Origin of the sequence: Parasphingorhabdus sp. (genome assembly GCF_039977335.1) — a bacterium.
Taxonomy (GTDB): Bacteria; Pseudomonadota; Alphaproteobacteria; order Sphingomonadales; family Sphingomonadaceae; genus Parasphingorhabdus.
On sequence record NZ_JBDWDI010000001.1, the window covers coordinates 391994 to 412808 of the forward strand.

A 20815-nucleotide genomic window follows, 5' to 3' on the forward strand; every position below is an offset into this window, starting at 1 on the left:
ATAAGCGCTATTCAGCTTGATCGAGAAACGCAGCAACGTCCTGCAGATCGACATCATCGGCAAGAAATGTCTGACCTATGCCATTGGCCAAAAGAAACGGCAGGTTGCCGGCGGTCATTTTCTTGTCATGGAGCATATGCTGTACAAGCTGTTCACCCGAGGCATTGACCGAGGCGCTACTCAAGCTGTGTGGCAATCCTGAAATTTTCAAATGATTGTCTATGCGCTCCGCATCGGCTACATCACAATGACCGCGCCTGACAGAATATTGAAACGCCAGTGCCATTCCGGCTGCCACCGCTTCACCGTGCACAAGTTGACTAGAATATCCGGTTTCTGCTTCCAAGGCATGCCCAAATGTATGACCCAAATTGAGCAATGCTCGGCGACCGCTAAGCTCTTTTTCGTCTTCCGCAACGATGCCTGCTTTCGCTTGGACGCTCTGGGATATGGCGTAGCTCAGGGCGACGGGATCGCGGTTTAACAAAGCGGTTCCGTTCTCTTCACACCATTCAAAAAAGGGAGCATTGTTGATCAGACCATATTTGATGACTTCGGCATAACCTGCACGCAACTCGCGATCCGACAATGTGCTGAGCACCAGTGGATCAATCAAAACGAATTTCGGTTGATTGAATCGCCCGATCAAATTTTTACCCGCACGGCTGTTAATCGCTGTCTTTCCACCGACGCTACTATCGACCTGAGCCAGCAGACTGGTTGGTATTTGAATAAAATGACAGCCGCGTTTCAATATCGACGCAGCAAATCCGGTGAGGTCGCCGATCACGCCGCCGCCCAATGCTATCAGGGTGTCGGACCGTTCCACGCCTTCGTCCAATAGCCAATCGGTTAGTTGCTCGAGGCCCCCCCAGCTCTTGGTCTGTTCGCCAGCGGGAAGCACGTGGCTAATCACTTCGACCCCGGATTTCTTCAAATCGGTTTCCAGCCGCCCTAGCCACTGGGCGGCAACATTCGTGTCCGTTATCACGAAGACCCTATCATTCTGGATATGCGGTTCGAGCCATATTGCTGCTGTATCTAACGTGCCGGATTCAACCAGGATATCATATCCATTGCCGGCAAGGTTGACGGATATTATGCTCATTTACGAAGTGCCTTGATGATATTTTCGACGGTCAAGTCATGCGGCGCGTCATTACCGGTGACATGGTGATGGGCCAATGCATAAACGGGGTTTCTCTTCGCAGCGAGGTCTCTCAATATCGTCTCTGGATCACCTTTTTTTAGCAGCGGCCTTGTATCGCGGCGGGAAACACGATTAACTAATATATCGATATCCGCATCCAGCCATATAGCTGTCGCGTTTGACAATATCAGTTCTCTTGTTTCTTCATTCATAAACGCGCCACCGCCAGTCGCGATCACTTGTCGATCCTCTTCCATAAGCCGTGCAATGACACGCCGTTCACCATCGCGAAAATAGTCCTCGCCAAATCGTTCGAAAATCTCGGCAATCTTGAGATCGGCTGCTTTTTCGATTTCTTCATCGGCATCAACGAAAGGCAAATTCAGCTTCTTTGCCAGTCGGCGCCCCACAGTTGTTTTGCCGACACCCATTAAACCGATCAAAACCAGTGGTTTATCGATCAATATACCACACTCTTCACCGGATTCTTCGGTGGATCGGTCAAAAGGGTCTTTCATGTTTTTGTCCATTGAGGCAAAGGCTATACATAGGAAGCGAACGAGTGCAAAACCCAATGCGCTTGCAGCTGTAATTTTGGTAAAAAGAGAGTTAGTAGAACAAAGATGCCGCGGAACTTGGTTTTTCTGATTGTCTTTCTGGTTATTGTGATCGGTGCGATGTTTCTTTTGGCTTCAATGGATGTGGAGCAGGATATGCAACCCGTTGAAAAGCCCGTCATTGCCGAAGAAACGAACTAAGCTATGCGTTTTCGCCTGAAATATGTCTCTTTGGCAACAGCGGGTGTCGTGGCTCTTGCGTTGTCCTTACCAGTATTGGGCCAAAGTTCACCGGAATCTTTGTTGCCACCTGGTTTTGGAGATCCCGCACCAGCGCCGACTCCTGCGCCTGTTCCGGCACCGACACCAGCTCCAACGCCAGCACCTGGCCCGGTGAGCAGCAGCCCTACGCCGCCGCCGTCCAGTGGTCCTGCTGTTCGCGATTCTGATTCCGGAACAAGTGTCGCAACGTCTTCGCCCTCGTCGATTTTGGACTTGGATGAAGATAGCGATTTGAGCGAACTGGATGATGCGCTGCAACCGCAATATTATCTGCCAGCAGGCGCGCGCCGTTCGCTAGGGCAGATTGGCGTGTTGAGCGAGAATACTGGCGGTATTGCAGCAGATGGGTTTGGCGCAGAGGGCGGTCAGTATCTTACCAACCTTATTAAGAATCTGAATGGCCCAATAATTTCTCGCTGGGCGTCTATTCTGCTTCGCCGGACATTGTTGAGCAAAGTGAACAGTCCGGACAATGTCAAGCCGGCCGATTGGGTTGCAGAGAGGGCATGGCGGTTGCTGCTGATCGGAGAAGCGGAAGCGGCCCGCTCGCTCGTGTTGAAGGTAGATGGTGGCAACTTCACCCCTCGTTTGTATGAAGTTGCCATGCAAGCCCATTTGGCGACGGCTGATCCAGCCGGGATTTGCCCGTATGTTCAAGGCGGAGCCAATGCCAGTGATGCGCCTACTTGGACTATGTTTCAGCCCATTTGCGCTTCTTTTTCGGGTGAACAAAGCCGCGCGTCAGCGCTGTTGAACCGAGCGCAGCAGAATAAAGTCGCCACTGGCATTGATTATCTGCTCGCGGAGAAAACAGTAGGTGCTGGTTTCCAGGGACGGCGTGCTGTTACGATCAAGTGGGACGATATTGAATTTTTCAACAACTGGCGTTTTGGTTTGGGCGCGGCCACTGGCGTTGAACCACCAGATCGGCTGTATGAGCAAGCTGGCCGGCATGTTCAGGGTTGGCGCGCGCGAGCACCGATGTTGTCGCGCAGCTCACGGATGAAGGCTGCAGATACGGCAGCAGCGATTGGTACGCTGTCAAATAAAGCGATGGTTGATCTATATGCCGCGACCTATGATGATCCGGATGTCAGTGATGATTTGAAAGCGCGCACCTCAACTTTGCGGCAAGCTTACACAAATCCGACCGCGACCGGCCGTATTGATGCGATGCGCTCGTTGTGGAGCCGCTCGAACGGGGCATTGACTTCCTATTCAGCAAAAATTCTAACGGCGCGGGCCGCCGCAAGGATCCCGGCATCATCAAATTTAGGTGATGGTAGCGCTGATTTAATCGCATCTATGCTATCGGCTGGGCTGGACAACAATGCTGCGCGCTGGGCCGAGCAGGTTGAGCCCGGGAGCAATGGATGGGCTTTGTTGGCGGTGGGAGCACCCAATCAAGCCGTCACAATCAACAATGAAGCGTTTGATCAGTTTGCGGATAATGATGACAGTTCGGGCCAGTTAAAGAGTAAATTCCTGTTGGCTTCGTTGGCCGGTCTAGGCCGTGAAGATGCGTCAACAGTTGAAAGTTTGAGCAATGACCTTGACGTTAATTTCAACGCAACCACCAAATGGACTAGAGCCATACAGTCCGCCGCACAACGCGGGCAGGCAGGCACTGTTGCTCTGTTGACCGCCGTTGGTATGCAGGGGCGGGATTGGAATGCTATGTCACCGCTCCACTTATACCATATTACTCGCGCATTGAAACGCGTGGGCATGGAAGCGGAAGCGCGGATGATTGCCGCTGAAGCTTTGACGCGGACATAATAGCTACATTTTTATGCTGGGCTTCCCATTGATGTAGGCCATCGCTATCGTGGCATCACCATGAGCAATGATGCTGCCTATATTGATCGGTTTTTGGAGATGATGGCAGCCGAAAGCGGTGCTTCCCAAAATACGCTGTCTGCCTATCGGTCTGATCTCGAACAGGCATCTAGTATCGCGAAGGGCGCGCTTTCGGCTATAGATCAATCTGGGTTACAAGATATCGCTGCCACCTGGAGTGACCTGAAGAATAATAGTGTTGCCCGAAAATCTTCATCTTTACGTCGGTTTTTAGGATTTCTTGTCGAAGAAGGCTTCAGGGAAGATGATCCCTCGGATGCGCTGCCCCGACCTGGCGGGCAGCGTTCGCTGCCAAAAATCTTGTCCCATGAAGAAATTGCAAGGCTTTTTGCTACTATTGAAGCCGGACTAGAATCTGTGAAGGTCAGGGCAAAGGATGTGCGGCTGGCAGCCCTTGTCGAGCTGTTATATGGATCGGGCCTCAGAGCCAGTGAGCTGGTTTCCTTGCCGCGCAAATCGGTCATGGCTGATCGCCCGTTTTTGATCATTAAGGGCAAAGGTGGAAAGGAACGATTGGTTCCCATTTCAGATCGTGCGCGTCATGCTGTCAAGAAATGGGCGGACCATGTCGAGCCGGATGAGAAATATCTCTTTCCATCTCGGACCGGCCATCTCAGCCGCATAAGGCTGTTTCAGATCATCAAGGATTTGGCATCCAAAGCGAGTGTCAATCCGACGAAAATAAGCCCTCATGTCTTGCGCCACGCTTTTGCTACCCATTTATTGGAAGGAGGAGCGGATCTTCGTGCGCTCCAGACGTTACTGGGTCATAGTGATATTAGCACAACCCAGATTTACACGCATGTTGACAGCGCTCGGCTGGTCGAACTGGTGAACAACCGCCATCCCCTTGGTCGTGACCATCTCTCGCGTTGACGTTTTTGTCTAGCGGTTCTAACCGAATATTATGACATCTTTTCTTGATTTTGAAAAACCGATCGCCGCACTTGAATCGCGGATTATTGAACTTCGTGAGACCGCGGATGAAGGTTCGCTCGATATTGAATCTGAAATTGCGAAATTGCAGGCCAAATCGGCAAAAATGCTCAAGGATACATATTCGAATCTAACGCCGTGGCAGAAAACCCAAGTGGCTCGTCATCCTGAACGCCCGCATTTCAAGGATTTCATCGCGGGACTATTTGATGAATTTATCCCGCTTGGCGGCGACAGGAATTTTGGCGATGATCAGGCAATTATTGGTGGTTTCGCAAAAATCGGTGAGCAGCGGCTGGTTGTAATCGGCCATGAAAAGGGTGACGATACCGAAAGTCGGCTACGGCATAATTTCGGGATGGGAAAACCAGAAGGATACCGAAAAGCAATCAGACTAATGGATATCGCGGACCGGTTCTCTTTGCCGGTGGTCACTTTAGTTGATACTTCCGGTGCATTTCCCGGTGTTTCCGCAGAAGAGCGCGGGCAGGCAGAAGCGATTGCACGTTCAACGGAAAAATGTCTGTCGCTTGGCGTGCCTATGGTGGCGGTAATTGTCGGCGAAGGCGGTTCCGGTGGCGCTGTGGCACTGGCTGCAGCAGAACGTGTTTTAATGCTGGAACATGCGGTTTATTCCGTCATATCGCCGGAAGGTTGTGCATCAATATTGTGGCGCACCGGTGACAAGGCCGATGTCGCAGCGGATGCGATGAAAATCACCGCGCAAAACCTTAAAAAACTCGGCGTCATAGATCGTATCGTGAAAGAACCGGTCGGAGGGGCCCATCGCGATCGGGATTTATCCATCGCAACTCTGGGTAAGGCGATTATCGAGGAAATCGAGGTTTTACGAGACTTGGATAGGAAAGAATTACGGGCAATGCGCCGCGAAAAATTCCTCAAAATCGGTACTCTATAACTCTCAACCTATTAGATTAAGCAATGAATTCAGGCCCATCTGGCCTTTGGCTACGCTATTTTACATGCGCCACCCTTCCGCTGGATCAACCTCTCATATACATTGCCATGCAAGGAGAGTCTGATGAGAACAATGTCCAAAAAATTTCTATCAACCGCAGCGATGCTGTCATTAGTAGCATGTGGGGGGTCTGGGGCCGATGCTGGCGCTGTTGAATCGGCTGGTAGTCGCTCGTCCGGGCAGCAGGGTGAAGTAAGGTCGATCTCCGCCAAGGACAAACGCGAGGGGGCCAAAGCCCATCCACAATTGTTGCAGGAATTTGGTGGCGTCTATACAGGTCCGCAGAGCGCATATGTTGTCCGGATTGGTCAAGATATCGCGGTTCAATCAGGGTTGGGAGATGCGCGGAGCGATTTTACCGTTACGCTGCTTAACAGCCCGGTGAACAATGCTTTTGCCATTCCCGGTGGCTATGTTTATTTGACGCGCCAGTTAATGGCTTTGATGAATGATGAGGCCGAGATGGCTGGTGTTCTGGGCCACGAGGTTGGTCATGTTGCGGCTGAGCACGGGAAAAAAAGGCAAAAAGCAGCTAAGCGGAACAGTATTTTAGGGGCTCTGGGGCAAATAGGAGCCGCTGTGCTGCTGGGAGACTCGGCACTAGGGAAGTTAGGGCAGGAAGTTTTCGGCACTGGCAGTCAGTTGTTGACACTCAAATATTCCAGGAAACAAGAATATGAGGCCGATGATCTTGGCATAAACTATCTAGCATCAGCTGGCTATGCGCCAGGGGCACTTTCGACCATGCTAGAATCTCTAGCGGCGCAATCGGCGATTGATGCCCGCGTTGCTGGCCGGGACGCGCGAAGCGTGCCGGAATGGGCTAGTACCCACCCCAATCCTGTACAACGGGTGTCGCGAGCAGCAAAAAATGCCCGAAAATTAGGGATTTCAGGTGGGAATCGCAATCGTGAGGCATTTTTGAAAAACCTGGATGGTGTACTCTATGGGGATGATCCCAAACAGGGCGTGATAGAAGGGAGTAGCTTCCTTCATCCGGATTTGAAGCTGAAATTCAGTGTGCCTAGCGGTTTTGCAATGCAAAATGGGACCAGAGCGGTCACGATCAATGGATCTGGCGGTCAGGGGCAGTTTACTACCGGTGATTATAACGGGAATATGACGACCTACATTGCGTCGGCTTTCAAGGCATTGTCAGGAAAGGGGCAGGATATTTCCTACGGAGATATTCAGCGTACAACGGTCAACGGGATACCGGCATCCTATGCGATTGGCCGCGTGAACAGCCGTAGCGGTCAAGTTGATGTCACGATTTTTGCTTATGAGTTTTCGAAAAGCAGTGCATTCCACTTCGCTACACTAGCTCCAGTCGGAAAAGCTTCGGTTTTTAATCCTATGTATGACAGCGTGAAGCGTCTTACCACAAGAGAAGCAGCAGCCATCAAACCGCGGAAAATCGATGTCGTGACGGTGAAGCGAGGAGATACGATTGATAGTATTTCGCGAAAAATGGCTTATTCGAACTATCAGAAGGATCGGTTTCTGGTTTTGAACCGGATTCGGTCCAATGATGGGCTTCGTATCGGTCAGAAAGTCAAAATCGTTACTTACTGATTTTCGAGCAATTGCGCCGGGCACAAAAAAAGACGGCAGCCTTTTCAGGCTGCCGTCCCAAATTTCTAAATTAATCCGAAGATTAACCAGCCATTTCACTTTCAACTTCGTTGAAGGTGTTGCTGAGGGTGTTACCCAACTGACCCATTGCAACGATAGCTGCAACAGCGATCAGAGCAGCGATCAGGCCATATTCAATAGCCGTTGCGCCTTCTTCGTTCTTAAACATTTTACGTACAAGTTTCATGTCTGGTCTCCTATATTTGACAAACTTCACTTACCCAATCAAACCCAAATTCCGGGCCGATATTGCTCTCACTAATTCAGAAAACTTTATAAATGTTTAATGACATACGGCCGTTTATGAACTTTCGATTACTTCATCAGCAACCATGTTCCACATATTCCCGGTTGAATTTGCCACGCCGCTAATCGCCACAATTGCGGTGATTGCGATCAGTGCCAAAATCAAACCATATTCAACGGCCGTCGCCCCCTGTTCCGAGCGATACAATTTTTTTAGTAGTTCCATTATACCCCTCTCAACACTTTCAAAGTTCTGCTAAGTTGCGAACGATCCGTGTTTCACAGAAAGGGATTAACAAAATCCTTACATCGCAAAAAAAAGTGGAAAATAATCCGACATACTTGTTTGTGGTTGCAGCCGCTCTCGTCGATCAGAATAAGAACATTCTGGTGCAGCAGCGCCCGGAAGGAAAGCCTATGGCAGGCCTCTGGGAGTTTCCCGGGGGCAAGGTTGAAGCTGTTGAAACGCCAGAAGATGCACTTGCCCGTGAATTGAAGGAAGAGCTTGGGTTGGTTGTTGACACGCAGGCTTTAAGTCCGGTCGCATTTGCCAGCGAGCCTCTTGGTAGCAAGCATCTACTGCTACTTCTCTACACGTGCCATGAATGGACAGGGCAACCGGTAAATCTGGAAGCAACGGCTATGCAATGGCTTCCTGTAGAGGAGTTACGTCATCTTGATATGCCGCCTGCTGACCAACCTTTGGTCCAACAGTTGCTTTTGGCCTTATGAATCAGTCGTTGGCTTATTGAGTACCGTTTTAAGCGACGTTTGGCCGCTGCCACGGCGTGCAGGTACAGGTTGATCGGGATGAGGTGCCCAGCCGCATAAATATATCAACTCAATATGTTCGGTTATTTTGCCCTCTGCATCGGCTTGGCCATAAAATAATTCTTTTGCGCGTTCATAAACAGTCCGAGAGAGCGGACGGATAACCCCATTTAATGCATTACTGCCACCCATATCCCTAATATCATTTATCAACTTGTCCCACTCTCTGTAGTGGAGATCTAGGCTATTACTGTCTATGACAGGCAATGTCAGGCCCACACGGGACACAAGATCACCGACCGTTCGTATGTCAATTTGCGGATGAATATGAGGCGCGACGACATCACCTTCGGCCAGCATCAATAGGGATTTCAGCGTCGTAAAACTCTCTGCGCCGATGAATGAGGCGAGCAACAGGCCATCTGGCTTCAGGATACGCCGCGTTAGCGCCAAAGCTCCCGGCAGATCATTCACGCTGTCCAAGGCTCCCACGTTGAGGACAAGGTCAAAGCTGTGATCAGCAAAAGGCAAGCGATCTTCATCGCATTGAATACCCTGAATGGCGGCAACCGAATCAAATCCAGCATCTGCAGCAACGGTTTCGATCTGAATGTCTTCTAGTGCAGGGGCAAGGGAATGTGCTGCTTGTCCCATCAACAGGCAATTTTTAAAATCTCGTTTTACCAGAGAAAGCCGGTCAAATATCTCTTCGGACATGATCTGACCGATGAAATCGGTCCCTTGAGTGCGATGAAAAGCGCGATTACGAAAGCGGCGACGTCGTCCGCGATCAAATAACTCCTTGGGCTCTTCAGCATTTTTCATGCGCTCTTGTGCCTTTGGGACGAACAGGCGACAAGAGTTAATGAGGTTTTTATCGACTCTGCTGAAAACGGTTGTTGATTTCGCGTTACCACCACGCTGCCCGATATGTGGTGTCACTGTTGAGGCCGATAATCGGTTTTGCCTACCATGCTGGCAAAATTTAGATTTTTTGAGCGAGCCATGGTGCGCATCCTGCGGAAAACCCTTTGCCTATGCTCAGGGCGAAGGAGCAGCATGTATATCTTGCCTGAAGAAACCGCCGGAGCACGACGGCGTGCGGGCAGTGGTCGAATATGATGAGAAGAGCAGCTTGCTCGCTATGAGACTGAAATATGGAGCTCGACTGGGCCTGGCAGAACTGATTGGGCAGCATATGGGACGGTTTTTGCACGAGGTTCCAGCGGATACACTGGTTATTCCGGTACCGCTGCACCGCTGGCGCCTATGGTCACGCGGTTTCAATCAGTCAGTGCTGATCGGAAGGGCGCTTTCCAAACGAGGTAGCCTATTGATGAACAACCATATTCTCGTCCGTAAAAGCGCAACGCCACCGCTGCGGTTAATGTCCGCAAAAAAGCGCCGGGCTATCGTCGATAGAGCATTTCAAATGTCATCGGATGCAAGAGATCAAGTCGCTGGAAAGACCGTCATACTGGTCGATGATGTCTACACAACCGGGTCTACCGCCAATGCCTGTGCCAGACTGCTCAAAGAGTCAGGTGCGGTGAAAGTTCTGGTTTTCTGCTGGGCGAGAGTTCTAACAGACTATGATAAACCCTGAATAAAGTTACGATCACCGGCTAGCGGAGTTGATTTACCGTCTGATCGGGGCCATTTGCAGTGCAACCGGATAATATTGGAATGTTTTTATGGCAAAAGTCGAAATTTATACCAAATTCACTTGTGGATATTGTTTCCGAGCGAAAGCTTTGCTCGAGGGTAAGAGCGTTGCGTTTGAGGAAACCGACATCACAATGGGTGGCGCGAAGCGCGAGGAGATGATTCAACGAGCTGGCGGGCGAACAACGGTGCCACAGATATTTATAAACGGCGAACACATAGGTGGTTCTGATGACCTTGCTTTGCTTAATGATGCGGGAAAATTAGACGAACTTTTGGCCGGGTAATTGCCCAAACGTATCGCCTTGGCTCAGATGTGTAGCGGCATCGACCCTGCCGCGAACGCACTGGCGCTGCAAAATCACATAAATGAAGCTGCGGAGCAGGGGGCTGAAATCCTGTTTACGCCGGAAATGACAGGTTTGCTCGATCGCGACCGTGGCCGTGCGGCACTAAATATTCGCCAAGAACAAGATGATCTGGTTCTTCAAGAGGCTCGCGATTCTGCGGCCCGTAATAAAATATGGGTTGCCCTAGGATCACTGGCCATAAGACCTGATGTCGATAATGAGAGCAAATGGGTCAATCGGTCGTTCCTTATAAACCCATCTGGCCAAATAACTGCACGTTACGATAAAATCCATCTTTTCGATGTTGATCTGGATACCGGTGAGACATGGCGCGAATCTGCAGCCTATCAAGGTGGATCTAAAGCGATCACGGCACCTGTTGGCAATGCAACCGTGGGCCTTTCTATTTGTTATGACCTCAGGTTTTCCGCACTCTTTGCGTCGCTAACTGATGCAGGAGCCGATATTCTTTCCATACCGGCAGCCTTTACAGTTCCCACTGGCAAGGCCCATTGGGAGATATTATTGCGGGCCCGCGCGATTGAAGCCGGCGTTTTTGTTGTCGCGGCAACACAATCCGGTGTGCATGAAGATGGTCGCGAGACCTACGGCCATTCCATGGTGATTAGTCCTTGGGGAGACGTTCTGCTGGATATGGGGTCCGATACAGGAGTTGGACTATGTGATATTGACTTGGCCGATATTGCCAAGATACAGCGGCGTATTCCAGCGATTTCCAATCGCCGTGCATTCGCACTTCCAAAGGTTTCTTCATGATAGTATTTGATCTCATCTGCCGAGATGGCGGGCATAAGTTTGAGGGTTGGTTTGGCTCTTCGGGTGACTATGAAGACCAGCAGCTCGCTGGCTTGATTGACTGTCCAACTTGTGGAAGTCGAAGCATTGAGAAGGCGGTGATGGCCCCCAATGTCGGCATGAAAGCGAATCGGCGTTCGGTGGTAAGTAAGCCTTCGGTAAAGGAGGAGGATGCATCTGGTTCAGCTGAGGATGCACAGCCGGTAAGCAAGGCGGTGGAAATTCCAACGGAATATAATGAGTTAGTCGGCAAGCTTGCAGAAGCTCAAGCGAAGATGCTCGAAGAATCAAAATGGGTTGGGGCAGACTTCCCCGAACAGGCTCGGGCTATTCACTATGGTGAAAAAGATGCGACTCCGATTCACGGCACAGCCTCAACCGACGACGTTGTTGAACTGGAAGAGGAAGGGGTCGAGATAATGCCACTCCCTTTGCCGGTTAAGCCACCAAAATCACAAAATTGACGCTGGTCTATCAGTTAAGCAGCAGTTAAAAAGCTCGAACGCGCCCGTAGCTCAGTCGGATAGAGCATCAGATTCCTAATCTGGGGGCCACAGGTTCGATTCCTGTCGGGCGCACCATATTTGCATAGCTGTCAAGAAAACTGGTGCGGACGGCGGGACTCGAACCCGCACACCCATTTCGGATAGCAGATTTTAAGTCTGCTGCGTCTACCATTTCGCCACGTCCGCACCGGTAGATCCAACTTGCGTTGGAATATGCGACAAGCATCATTGCAAGCAGCAGGTCAAGGCCTGAGATGCCTAATTTGGTATTTTTTGATGGACTGTCAGAGATTTGACAGTTTCGGACATATTGTCAGCCCTTGTTGAGCTGTTCCCGAATTTCTTTGCCGGGTTTAAAATAGGGTACCCGCTTTGCCGGAACCTCAACTGATTCACCTGTACGCGGATTGCGACCGATGCGTGGCTTGCGTTCGCGGGTCGAAAAAGCGCCGAAGCCGCGCAATTCGACGCGGCCACCTTCAGCCAGTTTTTGGCTTATCTGATTGAAAAATAAGTCAACAATCTTCTCTATCTCATCCGGCTTTAGGTCTGGATTCTCTTCGGCCAGCTTTTCAAGCAGTTCAGAACGTATCATGCGCATGCCTTTCCGATTGTGGGGTAACCACGGAATATCTGCTATTCGCTTCCTGCCAACACCACCGTGCGACATAACGATAATGGTGAGATACTGACAGAAAATTTACATGTTTTCAATGGGCTTTGGATTTTACATTGCAATACGTCTTGATCTGGGACGGATTGGTCGCACCGGCTCTGGTACGTTTATGAGGCCATTAATGAAAAAGCCCGCCTCGTTCTACCAAGGCGGGCTCTTTCTTGAAACTTGATCGGACGATCGTCCGAAAGTTTAGTCGTCTTTTTTCTTAAGCGCTTCGCCAAGAATGTCGCCGAGGCTCGCACCGGAGTCGGTAGAACCGAACTGCTCGACTGCCTGTTTCTCTTCAGCCAGCTGATGGGCTTTGATTGAGAAGTTTGGCTTCTTGGAACGATCGAAACCGATAACCATGGCATCGGCTTTTTGGCCAACCTGGAAACGATCAGGACGTTGTTCGTCACGGTCACGACCGAGGTCGGTACGCTTGATGAAGCCGGTCGCGCCGTCGTCACCAACCTGCACTTCAAGACCGCCATCGCGAACTTCAAGCACGGTAACGGTGGTAACCGAACCTTTCTTGAGGCCGCCTGTGTCGGTTCCGCCAACGGCTGGAGCACCTTTTTCAAGCTGCTTCATGCCGAGGGAGATGCGCTCTTTCTCAACATCAATGTCGAGAACGATTGCTTTCACTTCTTCACCTTTATGGTGCAGGTTCAAAGCGTCTTCGCCGGAAATGCCCCACGCAATGTCGGACATGTGAACCATGCCGTCAACGTCGCCTTCAAGACCGATGAACAGACCGAATTCGGTCGCGTTCTTGACTTCGCCAGCAACCGTGCTGCCAACTGGGTGAGTATCCGCAAAGTCGGTCCATGGGTTGGATTGAGCCTGTTTTAGACCCAGAGAAATCCGGCGCTTCTCGGTATCGACTTCGAGAACGATAACGTCGACTTCCTGAGAGGTGGAGACAATTTTGCCAGGATGAACATTTTTCTTGGTCCAGCTCATTTCTGAAACGTGGACAAGACCTTCAATGCCAGCTTCCAGTTCAACAAACGCACCATATTCGGTGATGTTGGTAACGGAACCAGACAATTTGGTGCCAACGGCATATTTCTCGGAAGCGGCATCCCATGGATCGCTTTCAAGCTGCTTCATGCCGAGCGAAATACGCTGCGTGTCTTTATTGATCTTGATGATCTGAACTTTCAGCGTGTCGCCGATGTTGATCATCTCATTAGGATGATTAACGCGCTTGTAGCTGAGGTCGGTGACGTGGAGCAGGCCATCAATGCCGCCCAAGTCAACGAAAGCACCGTAGTCGGTGATGTTTTTCACAACACCTTCGGTTACTTGGCCTTCTGCCAGCGATTCGATCAGACCCGAACGCTGTTCAGCGCGGGTTTCTTCGAGGATGGCGCGGCGAGATACAACGATGTTGCCACGCTTACGGTCCATTTTCAGGATCTGGAAAGGCTGTGAAATGTCCATCAACGGGGTCACGTCGCGCACGGGGCGGACATCAACCTGGCTACCGGGCAAGAAGGCTACGGCACCGTCAAGATCGACTGTGAAGCCACCTTTAACGCGTCCGAAGATAATGCCGTCAACACGGTTGCCTTCGTCATATTCTTTTTCAAGCTTGTCCCAGCTGGCTTCGCGGCGGGCGCGGTCGCGGGACAGCATGGCTTCGCCGTTCACATTTTCGATACGGTCGACATAAACTTCGACTTCATCGCCAACATTGAGTTCGGCTTTTTGACCGGGAGCGGCGAATTCGCGTAACGCCACACGGCCTTCTGATTTCAATCCTACATCGATGACAGCCATGTCATTTTCGATGCCGACAACGGTGCCTTTGACCACGCGGCCTTCAAAGCCTTGATCTTCACCGCCAATTGATTCGTTTAAAAGTGCCGCGAAATCGTCGCGACTGGGAAATGCCGTAGAGGCCATATAAGAGTTCCTTAACAGATATTTTTTCGGGCCAAGCGGTTGGTTCCGCTGGTCTTGGACCAAAACATGACTGCCACCGCATGTGACAACCATATCCCCCAGAAAACTGCCATAATCTGGAAACACAAAGGTTAAGCGCAAACAGAAAAAGCTGCGCCATAGCCGGAGCGGTGTTTATCCGTTCCGTCTGGCACATGATTTTTTTGCTATGCCGGATCTTTGTCGCGCCGGCGGCTTATCTTCGCGTTCACCAAGGCAATTGCCTGTTGAACGGCGTCGCCTATAGTCAAATCGGTCGTATCAAGCAAGTCCGCATCTTCCGCGGGCTTAAGCGGCGCGGTGACGCGGCTGCGGTCGCGTTCGTCGCGTTTGAGGATGTCGGCAAGAATATCATCGAAGTTCACCTTCTCGCCGCGGCGCTTCATTTCTTCAAAACGGCGAACGGCGCGGGCTTCGGATGAGGCGGTAACGAACAGCTTCACATCGGCATCCGGTGCGATGACCGTACCGATATCGCGGCCATCCAGAACGGCGCCTGCTGACTGGTAGGCGAAGTCTTTCTGGCGTTTGTCCAGCGCCCGCCGCACTTCGGGGTGGACCGAAACCCGACTGGCGAGGCCGCCGACCGCTTCGCTGCGCAAGCCCGGCTCGTCCAGCAATGCGCCATCGAACATACAAGCCTTCAGTGCATGTTCCGGATTATCAGCATTTCCGCGCTGTTCTCGCAATGTCCATCCGACGGCGCGATAGAGCAGGCCGGTATCGAGAAAGGGCAGGGTGAAATGCTTCGCCAGTTCCTTGGAGATTGTTCCTTTGCCAGAGGCGGTCGGTCCATCCACGGCAATGATCATTTGGCACTGCCTTGCAATGTGGCCAGCATATCGGCAAATCCCGGAAAGCTGGTCTCGGTCGGGCTCATATCGTCAACCGTTGCCCCCTTTTTGGTGACAAGGCCAGCAACCGCAAAGCTCATTGCGATACGGTGATCAAGCGCTGTTTCAATGGCTGTCTTTTTCTTGCTGCCAGGGATCAGGTCGCCGTTTCCGGTGATAACTAGACCATCTTCCTTCTCGGTTACGTCTACGCCCAACAAGCTGAGGCCTTCGGCCATCTGGCTCAATCGGTCGGATTCCTTGACGCGCAACTCAGACAATCCGTTGGTTGTGGTTGTTCCTTCAGCCAGCGCAGCGGCGATAAACAGGATTGGAAATTCATCAATCATGCTTGGCGCGATATCCGCAGGGACATCCATGCCGGAGAGCTTACTATGCTTCACATGAATATCAGCAACCGGCTCGCCACCAACCGTGCGTTTCTTCTTGAAGCTGATATTGCCGCCCATCTGCTGCAATATAGCGAACAGGCCAGAACGTGTTGGATTTATGCCGACATTCTCAACCACGATGTCCGAGCCCGGCACCAGCAATGCGGCCACGACCGGGAAAGCGGCAGAGGAAGGATCTCCTGGCACTTTGATTTTTTGCGGTGACAGTTCGGCTTCACCGGTTAGCGAAATGACCCGGCTGCCATCCTTGTCCGTCTCCACCGTCAGATCTGCGCCAAAGCCTTTCAACATCGTTTCGCTGTGATCGCGCGTCAGGACCGGTTCGATCACGCGGGTGATGCCGGGGGTATTGAGTCCTGCGAGCAGGATCGCTGATTTAACCTGTGCTGATGCCACCGGCAGGCGATATTCCATGGGAACCGCCGGACACAGGCCGCGCACGGTAAGCGGCAGGCACGCTTTGCCGTCAGAGGACATCCGAGCGGTGAATTCTGCACCCATTGCGGACAGCGGATCCATCACCCGGCCCATGGGCCGCTTGGAAAGACTGGCATCACCGGTGAAGGTCACGCTGATATCATGCGAAGCAACCAGGCCCATGAGCAGGCGCGCAGAAGTCCCGCTATTGCCAAGATCAATCGCCGTTTCCGGCCGCATCAAGCCGCCAACACCGACGCCATATACGGTCCAGACATCGCCGCTTTTTTCAATGGTAGCGCCCATTGCCCTTAAAGCAGCAGCGGTGGCCAGAACATCTTCGCCTTCCAGCAATCCGGTAATTTGGCTCTTCCCGACGGCAAGGGCAGAGAGAATCAGAGAGCGGTGTGAAATGGATTTGTCGCCCGGAACCGCTATGCGCCCGGTCAAAGGGCCAGCAGGGGCAAAGGAAGCCGCCTGTGTCCCTGCTGTCGTCTGATTTGTTCGTTTGCTGGTCATTTACGGGCTTTTTATGCGGTCATGCGCGTTGGAATCGCGGATGATTCGTTTCAGGATGTGAAACGGCTTTTGACAGCGCGGCTCAGCTATGGCAAGGCGCGGCCCGATTGATTGATCGATTCCGTAAATCTTGCGAGCGGTCATTATATATTACTGACAAATAAGGATTTGGAACCAGCCATGGTGAAGCCAGAATGGGGCACGAAGAGAACTTGCCCAAAATGCGGAACACGTTTTTACGATTTGGGTAAAGAAGACCCTGTCGCTTGCATCGAATGCGGTGAAACATGGACGCCGGAACCAGGTCTGAAATCCAAACAGCCTATGCCGTTTGAAGAAGCGCCGAAGAAAGACGCGAAAAAAGAAAACGAAGTTGCTGATGATGATCTGGACATCAACATCGACGATGATGAGCCTTCACCGGATAACGAAGTCGATCTCGGCGGTGATGACGATTTGGGCGTCACCAAAGGCAAAGGCGACGACGACGATAACGCCGAAACGTGATTTGATTGCAGCAAGTCTCAATTGGGACTTGCAATAAGCGGCGCGCTTGGATTAAACGCGCCGCATAAGGGGCCTTAGCTCAGCTGGGAGAGCGCTTCGCTGGCAGCGAAGAGGTCAGCGGTTCGATCCCGCTAGGCTCCACCAATTTTCAGGATAAGACCCGATCCGGGGGATCGGCGTCCTGAAAATTCCCGCAGCGCATGCAAGGGCCCGGAGAGGCCGATCGCATTCAGCCTCTTCGAACAATCTCCCGATCTTCAAATATCTTTCATACCATCACGCTTTTTGCGCGACCATGGCGCGTCCAGCATATTTGCAGCGACCCGTGTGTGGCTGCTCGACAAGCTCGCCGCGGATAAATTAAATCAAATGATTTACTTTTCGAAAATTCACTATTAAGAAGCCACTTCTGTTGGCGTGATCGTGAGCCTGAAACCACGATCGCGCCGTTTAATTCTAGGAGATACGAGAATGAGTGAAGTGGCTGAGCAGATCATTGCGGGCATAAAGCCTCACCTTATTGAGGACGCAACAATCGGCGGGACGATCAAGGTCGATATGGGTGATTCCGGTACAATATTTTTCGATGGAACGTCGGCGCCTGCCAGCATCACCCCGGCGGATGAACCTGCAGATGCCACGATGGTATGTTCTGCTGAAACTTTTACCGGGATCATGAAGGGTGAAGTTGACGGCATTCGCGCGGTCATGACCGGCAAGCTGGCCGTGAAAGGCAACATGGTTCTGGCCGGTAAGCTGGGGAAGCTTTTTGCAAAATCGTAAGGGTTAAGTTCACCGCTCAACAATGTTGAATGATCAAGGTCCATTACATCAGCGACGAGGTCGGCCATGGAAAACACCAAGCATTTTGACAATCTGATTATCGGCGCAGGCTTGTCGGGTATTAGCGCAGCTTACTATCTGAAGAAGCGTAGCCCGCGTCGCTCCTTTGCAATATTGGAACGCCGGGATGCTATTGGCGGGACATGGGATTTATTCAAATATCCCGGTATTCGTTCAGACAGCGACATGCATACGCTTGGCTTTGCATTCAAACCTTGGGTTGGAGCCAAAGCGATTGCCGACGGTCCGGATATCTTGGCCTATCTACAAGAGACCGTCGATGAACTGGCTTTGGATGAAAAGATTATATTCCATCATAGTCTGATCTCCGCTGACTATGATAGCGCTAGCGCGATGTGGAAATTGACCATCCAAAAAGCAGGCGCATCTGAAGCTGAAACTTGGACTTGCAGTTTTTTGCACTTGTGTTCGGGCTATTATGACTATGACGAAGGGCATGCGCCCGCATTCGAAGATCAGGAGGCGTTTGAAGGACAGATTGTCCACCAGCAATTCTGGCCAGATGATCTGGACTATGCCGATAAGAGCGTGGTTGTGATTGGGTCTGGCGCTACGGCCATCACAGTCGTTCCGGCTATGGCCAAAACTGCCGGTCATGTTGTCATGTTGCAACGAACGCCGTCCTATGTCGTCAAGCTGCCAGCCAAGGATGCGTTCGCGAACCGCCTACGCAAGTGGCTTCCAAACCGCTTGTCCTACGCTATCACCCGTTGGCGAAATGTGCTTGCAAATCTGATCTCTTATCGTCTGGCACGGCGATATCCTAAGCAGGCGAAAGATCACCTTTTGAAGGATATGCAAAAGCACTTGCCGCGCGAATATGTGGAGCAGCATTTTACGCCGGAATATGATCCCTGGGATCAGCGCGTATGTGTTGTACCTGATGGAGATTTGTTTCAGGCGATCCGAGAGAAGCGTGCCTCGGTGGTCAGTGACCAGATTACCGGCTTCACCAAGGAAGGTATCGCGCTGGCTTCGGGTGAGCTGTTGCGAGCTGATATTATTGTGCTGGCAACGGGTCTGAAGCTGAACGTTTTCGGGGGTGCCAAGCTTTCCCTGAATGGAAAGCCTATCCATTCAGGCGATCTGGTTACCTATAAGGGCATGATGTTTGGCGGCGTTCCAAATCTTGCGGTGACAACGGGCTATACGAACTCATCCTGGACATTGAAGGCGGATCTTGTGTCCGAATATGTCGGGCGGCTGATGACCTATATGGATGACAATCAATATGCCGAATGTGCGCCTGTGCTGGATGATCCAGATATGGGCCGCGAGAATGCCATAAATTTCACGTCCGGCTATGTTCAGCGGGCGAGCCACTTTTTACCGAAACAGGGCGATCGCTGGCCATGGAAACTTGCCCAGAATTATGCACTCGATATCCGGCAATTACGCTTCGGCAAATTGAATGACGGCGTCATGCTATTTCGCCGACACGAAGATTTAGGAAAAGCGGTCACGCAGGAAGGCTGACCAGAAGATCAATCGCCTAGCCCGCCTCTGATATATTTTAGCAGATCGACCAGCGCTTTGGGGCCATCGCTCATCGAGAGATCGCCGAACATGGTCCGATGCAGTCCGCTGTCATTCGCCAGACCGTGCACGATGTTAAGCGTCGAATATATCAGGCGGCGTTTGACGTTGGTCGGATCATGGTCCGGAAAAGCGTCAAAAATCAGTTGTGGATCTACGCCATCACTGCTTCCGAAGACGGGTTCCCAGATGTCCTGAATGTCGGGATCGTGACTTTGCAGGAGTTGTGAAAGAAAGCCGAGCCTCTCTTCACCCTTGGGGCGGAGATAGCGCATGACCAGAACGGGACCGAAAAAACGAGCAATCGCTTCAAGCTGTCTTTCTCCGTCAATCGGCAGGTTGCTAACAATCAGCTCAATTTCTTCTGGCGTTGCGGTGTTGATATGTTCGACCATGGCGCGGATCAGTCCGAGCCTGTTTTTGAAGTGATAATGGGTGGCACCGGAATTTTTCGCCTTGGCGGCTTGATTTACCGCGCGCAGCGAAACACCATCAAGGCCGTTGCGAGCGAACAAGACCATTGCCGCTTCGATTAGGCGCACCCGTGTGCTTTCGGTGGAAGATTGTGCCATGCTTCACTTAATAGGCGGATGGCCGTACGTTCGTAAACCAATTTCCAAGCTGCGTTGCGGCAAATTTATCGGATTGAGCGACCTTGAAAGAAGAGGTTTAAGACCGAATCTATGTGGGTCTCGACCATCTCATCAGTTAGTGTGTCAACGCCATATAGCGCCTTTGCCTCTTGTGCGAGTACGAACGGCATCTGGCACGCCGCGGTGAGGATATAGACGAATGAGATGGGATTCATGTCCGGCATACCCTTTATTCCACCGCTCGTTTCATAACCTTCACTAAGGGCCTGATGCAGGGGACGAATGAAGGTTTCGACAATCCAGTCCAACCTGTCGCCGCCGCGGACAGATTCCATAATCATGATCCGTGCATGTTCAGGATGAGCTGCACTGTAGCGGATGTAGCGCTGCAAATAAGCCTTGAAGCCTTCTAGTCCAGTTGGCGCATTGGATAGGCCATCATCCAATGCCAGAGCTTCGTTCAGGAGTTCGAACATATCTCTGACCGATTCCCGCCACAGCTGATCCTTGGTTCCAAAATGATACCGGATCATGGAGTGCGTGGTCTTTGCTGCTGCGGCAATGTCGCGGACATTCGCGGCATCGCATCCCCGTTCGGCAAAGATGATCCGTGCTTGGTGCAGAATTTCCGACCGTTTCTGTTTTGACCGCGCCTGTACCGGCACGCGATGGTTGGGACGGTCTGTCTTTGTGTCAGTCGAATCCATAGTTGCCGCCTTTGCCTTGCTCATCTGTCGAACAATCCCCGTCTCAATAGAATGCCGCGATC

General features: G+C 51.6%; 24 protein-coding genes, 3 tRNA genes and 1 pseudogene. 16 read left to right on the plus strand and 12 right to left on the minus strand.

Features of this window, described 5'->3' with window-relative positions:
- Nucleotides 1-7: 7 nt before the first annotated feature.
- Together aroB and ABJM21_RS01940 are read right to left on the minus strand one after the other, a co-directional pair.
- Entirely contained in the window at nucleotides 8-1108 is a 1101-nt protein-coding gene (aroB, locus tag ABJM21_RS01935; protein ID WP_348303081.1) for a 3-dehydroquinate synthase, read from the minus strand.
- Nucleotides 1105-1668 carry a shikimate kinase gene (locus ABJM21_RS01940; RefSeq protein WP_348303080.1) on the minus strand — a complete coding sequence of 188 codons (564 nt, stop codon included), beginning with the start codon at nucleotides 1666-1668 and terminating at the stop codon, nucleotides 1105-1107. Before ABJM21_RS01940 ends, aroB begins: the two co-directional genes overlap by 4 nt.
- Nucleotides 1669-1773: 105 nt before the next feature.
- Between ABJM21_RS01940 and ABJM21_RS01945 the strand changes: the two genes are divergently transcribed.
- From ABJM21_RS01945 to ABJM21_RS01965, 5 genes are all read left to right on the plus strand, one after another.
- The gene (locus ABJM21_RS01945; protein ID WP_348303078.1) at nucleotides 1774-1908 is read left to right on the plus strand and encodes a hypothetical protein; all 135 of its coding nucleotides are present in this window, start codon (nucleotides 1774-1776) and stop codon (nucleotides 1906-1908) included.
- A 3-nt stretch (nucleotides 1909-1911) separates the two neighbouring features.
- Nucleotides 1912-3768: a hypothetical protein gene (locus ABJM21_RS01950; protein ID WP_348303076.1), complete on the plus strand. Its 1857-nt coding sequence runs from the start codon at nucleotides 1912-1914 to the stop codon at nucleotides 3766-3768.
- A gap of 60 nt (nucleotides 3769-3828) precedes the next feature.
- Nucleotides 3829-4725, plus strand: coding sequence for a tyrosine recombinase (locus tag ABJM21_RS01955; RefSeq protein WP_348303074.1), 897 nt, complete (start codon nucleotides 3829-3831; stop codon nucleotides 4723-4725).
- 31 nt (nucleotides 4726-4756) lie between these two features.
- Nucleotides 4757-5704: an acetyl-CoA carboxylase carboxyltransferase subunit alpha gene (locus ABJM21_RS01960; RefSeq protein WP_348303073.1), complete on the plus strand. Its 948-nt coding sequence runs from the start codon at nucleotides 4757-4759 to the stop codon at nucleotides 5702-5704.
- Nucleotides 5705-5827: 123 nt separating this feature from the next.
- The gene (locus ABJM21_RS01965) at nucleotides 5828-7339 is read left to right on the plus strand and encodes a M48 family metalloprotease (RefSeq protein ID WP_348303071.1); all 1512 of its coding nucleotides are present in this window, start codon (nucleotides 5828-5830) and stop codon (nucleotides 7337-7339) included.
- A gap of 82 nt (nucleotides 7340-7421) precedes the next feature.
- Here the strand turns inward: ABJM21_RS01965 and ABJM21_RS01970 are convergent, their stop codons facing one another.
- Both ABJM21_RS01970 and ABJM21_RS01975 read right to left on the minus strand, forming a co-directional pair.
- A complete protein-coding gene (locus ABJM21_RS01970) occupies nucleotides 7422-7586 on the minus strand; it encodes a Flp family type IVb pilin (protein WP_108810835.1) in 165 nt (54 codons plus the stop codon).
- A 114-nt stretch (nucleotides 7587-7700) separates the two neighbouring features.
- Nucleotides 7701-7871, minus strand: coding sequence for a Flp family type IVb pilin (locus tag ABJM21_RS01975; RefSeq protein ID WP_348303069.1), 171 nt, complete (start codon nucleotides 7869-7871; stop codon nucleotides 7701-7703).
- A 95-nt stretch (nucleotides 7872-7966) separates the two neighbouring features.
- Between ABJM21_RS01975 and ABJM21_RS01980 the strand changes: the two genes are divergently transcribed.
- A complete protein-coding gene (locus ABJM21_RS01980) occupies nucleotides 7967-8377 on the plus strand; it encodes a (deoxy)nucleoside triphosphate pyrophosphohydrolase (RefSeq protein ID WP_348303067.1) in 411 nt (136 codons plus the stop codon).
- Here the strand turns inward: ABJM21_RS01980 and ABJM21_RS01985 are convergent.
- Nucleotides 8372-9241 (minus strand): methyltransferase domain-containing protein, encoded by an 870-nt coding sequence (locus ABJM21_RS01985; protein WP_348303065.1) that lies wholly within the window; start codon nucleotides 9239-9241, stop codon nucleotides 8372-8374. The genes ABJM21_RS01980 and ABJM21_RS01985 overlap by 6 nt on opposite strands.
- 40 nt (nucleotides 9242-9281) lie before the next feature.
- Between ABJM21_RS01985 and ABJM21_RS01990 the strand changes: the two are divergent.
- The 6 genes and pseudogenes from ABJM21_RS01990 to ABJM21_RS02015 form a co-directional block, all read left to right on the plus strand.
- Nucleotides 9282-9479, plus strand: a pseudogene (locus tag ABJM21_RS01990) (double zinc ribbon domain-containing protein); the annotation flags it as partial.
- 36 nt (nucleotides 9480-9515) lie between these two features.
- A complete protein-coding gene (locus ABJM21_RS01995; protein WP_348303381.1) occupies nucleotides 9516-10022 on the plus strand; it encodes a ComF family protein in 507 nt (168 codons plus the stop codon).
- Nucleotides 10023-10110: 88 nt separating this feature from the next.
- On the plus strand, nucleotides 10111-10368 hold the full coding sequence (gene grxC / locus ABJM21_RS02000) for a glutaredoxin 3 (protein WP_348303063.1): 258 nt from the start codon (nucleotides 10111-10113) through the stop codon (nucleotides 10366-10368).
- Entirely contained in the window at nucleotides 10369-11208 is an 840-nt protein-coding gene (locus tag ABJM21_RS02005) for a carbon-nitrogen hydrolase family protein (protein WP_348303061.1), read from the plus strand.
- Nucleotides 11205-11711 carry a DUF1178 family protein gene (locus tag ABJM21_RS02010; RefSeq protein ID WP_348303060.1) on the plus strand — a complete coding sequence of 169 codons (507 nt, stop codon included), beginning with the start codon at nucleotides 11205-11207 and terminating at the stop codon, nucleotides 11709-11711. Before ABJM21_RS02005 ends, ABJM21_RS02010 begins: the two co-directional genes overlap by 4 nt.
- A gap of 40 nt (nucleotides 11712-11751) precedes the next feature.
- Nucleotides 11752-11828, plus strand: a tRNA-Arg gene (locus ABJM21_RS02015).
- Nucleotides 11829-11852: 24 nt separating this feature from the next.
- Here the strand turns inward: ABJM21_RS02015 and ABJM21_RS02020 are convergent.
- From ABJM21_RS02020 to aroA, 5 genes are all read right to left on the minus strand, one after another.
- Nucleotides 11853-11939 (minus strand) — tRNA-Leu (locus tag ABJM21_RS02020).
- 127 nt (nucleotides 11940-12066) lie between these two features.
- Nucleotides 12067-12348: an integration host factor subunit beta gene (locus ABJM21_RS02025; RefSeq protein WP_348303059.1), complete on the minus strand. Its 282-nt coding sequence runs from the start codon at nucleotides 12346-12348 to the stop codon at nucleotides 12067-12069.
- Between the two features lie 273 nt (nucleotides 12349-12621).
- Nucleotides 12622-14325, minus strand: coding sequence for a 30S ribosomal protein S1 (gene rpsA, locus ABJM21_RS02030; RefSeq protein WP_348303058.1), 1704 nt, complete (start codon nucleotides 14323-14325; stop codon nucleotides 12622-12624).
- Between the two features lie 206 nt (nucleotides 14326-14531).
- Nucleotides 14532-15176: a (d)CMP kinase gene (cmk, locus tag ABJM21_RS02035; RefSeq protein ID WP_348303057.1), complete on the minus strand. Its 645-nt coding sequence runs from the start codon at nucleotides 15174-15176 to the stop codon at nucleotides 14532-14534.
- Nucleotides 15173-16546: a 3-phosphoshikimate 1-carboxyvinyltransferase gene (aroA, locus tag ABJM21_RS02040; RefSeq protein WP_348303056.1), complete on the minus strand. Its 1374-nt coding sequence runs from the start codon at nucleotides 16544-16546 to the stop codon at nucleotides 15173-15175. Before aroA ends, cmk begins: the two co-directional genes overlap by 4 nt.
- A 180-nt stretch (nucleotides 16547-16726) precedes the next feature.
- On the opposite strand from aroA, the gene ABJM21_RS02045 reads away from it, so the two are divergent.
- From ABJM21_RS02045 to ABJM21_RS02060, 4 genes are all read left to right on the plus strand, one after another.
- The gene (locus tag ABJM21_RS02045; RefSeq protein ID WP_348303379.1) at nucleotides 16727-17053 is read left to right on the plus strand and encodes a TIGR02300 family protein; all 327 of its coding nucleotides are present in this window, start codon (nucleotides 16727-16729) and stop codon (nucleotides 17051-17053) included.
- Nucleotides 17054-17121: 68 nt separating this feature from the next.
- Nucleotides 17122-17197, plus strand: a tRNA-Ala gene (locus ABJM21_RS02050).
- A gap of 327 nt (nucleotides 17198-17524) precedes the next feature.
- On the plus strand, nucleotides 17525-17836 hold the full coding sequence (locus ABJM21_RS02055; protein WP_348303055.1) for an SCP2 sterol-binding domain-containing protein: 312 nt from the start codon (nucleotides 17525-17527) through the stop codon (nucleotides 17834-17836).
- 42 nt (nucleotides 17837-17878) lie between these two features.
- Entirely contained in the window at nucleotides 17879-19393 is a 1515-nt protein-coding gene (locus ABJM21_RS02060) for an NAD(P)/FAD-dependent oxidoreductase (RefSeq protein ID WP_348303377.1), read from the plus strand.
- A gap of 8 nt (nucleotides 19394-19401) precedes the next feature.
- Here ABJM21_RS02060 and ABJM21_RS02065 read toward each other — a convergent pair whose 3' ends face one another.
- On the minus strand, nucleotides 19402-20025 hold the full coding sequence (locus tag ABJM21_RS02065) for a TetR/AcrR family transcriptional regulator (protein ID WP_348303054.1): 624 nt from the start codon (nucleotides 20023-20025) through the stop codon (nucleotides 19402-19404).
- A gap of 65 nt (nucleotides 20026-20090) precedes the next feature.
- Nucleotides 20091-20753: a TetR/AcrR family transcriptional regulator gene (locus tag ABJM21_RS02070; protein WP_348303053.1), complete on the minus strand. Its 663-nt coding sequence runs from the start codon at nucleotides 20751-20753 to the stop codon at nucleotides 20091-20093.
- Between the last annotated feature and the right edge of the window lie 62 nt (nucleotides 20754-20815).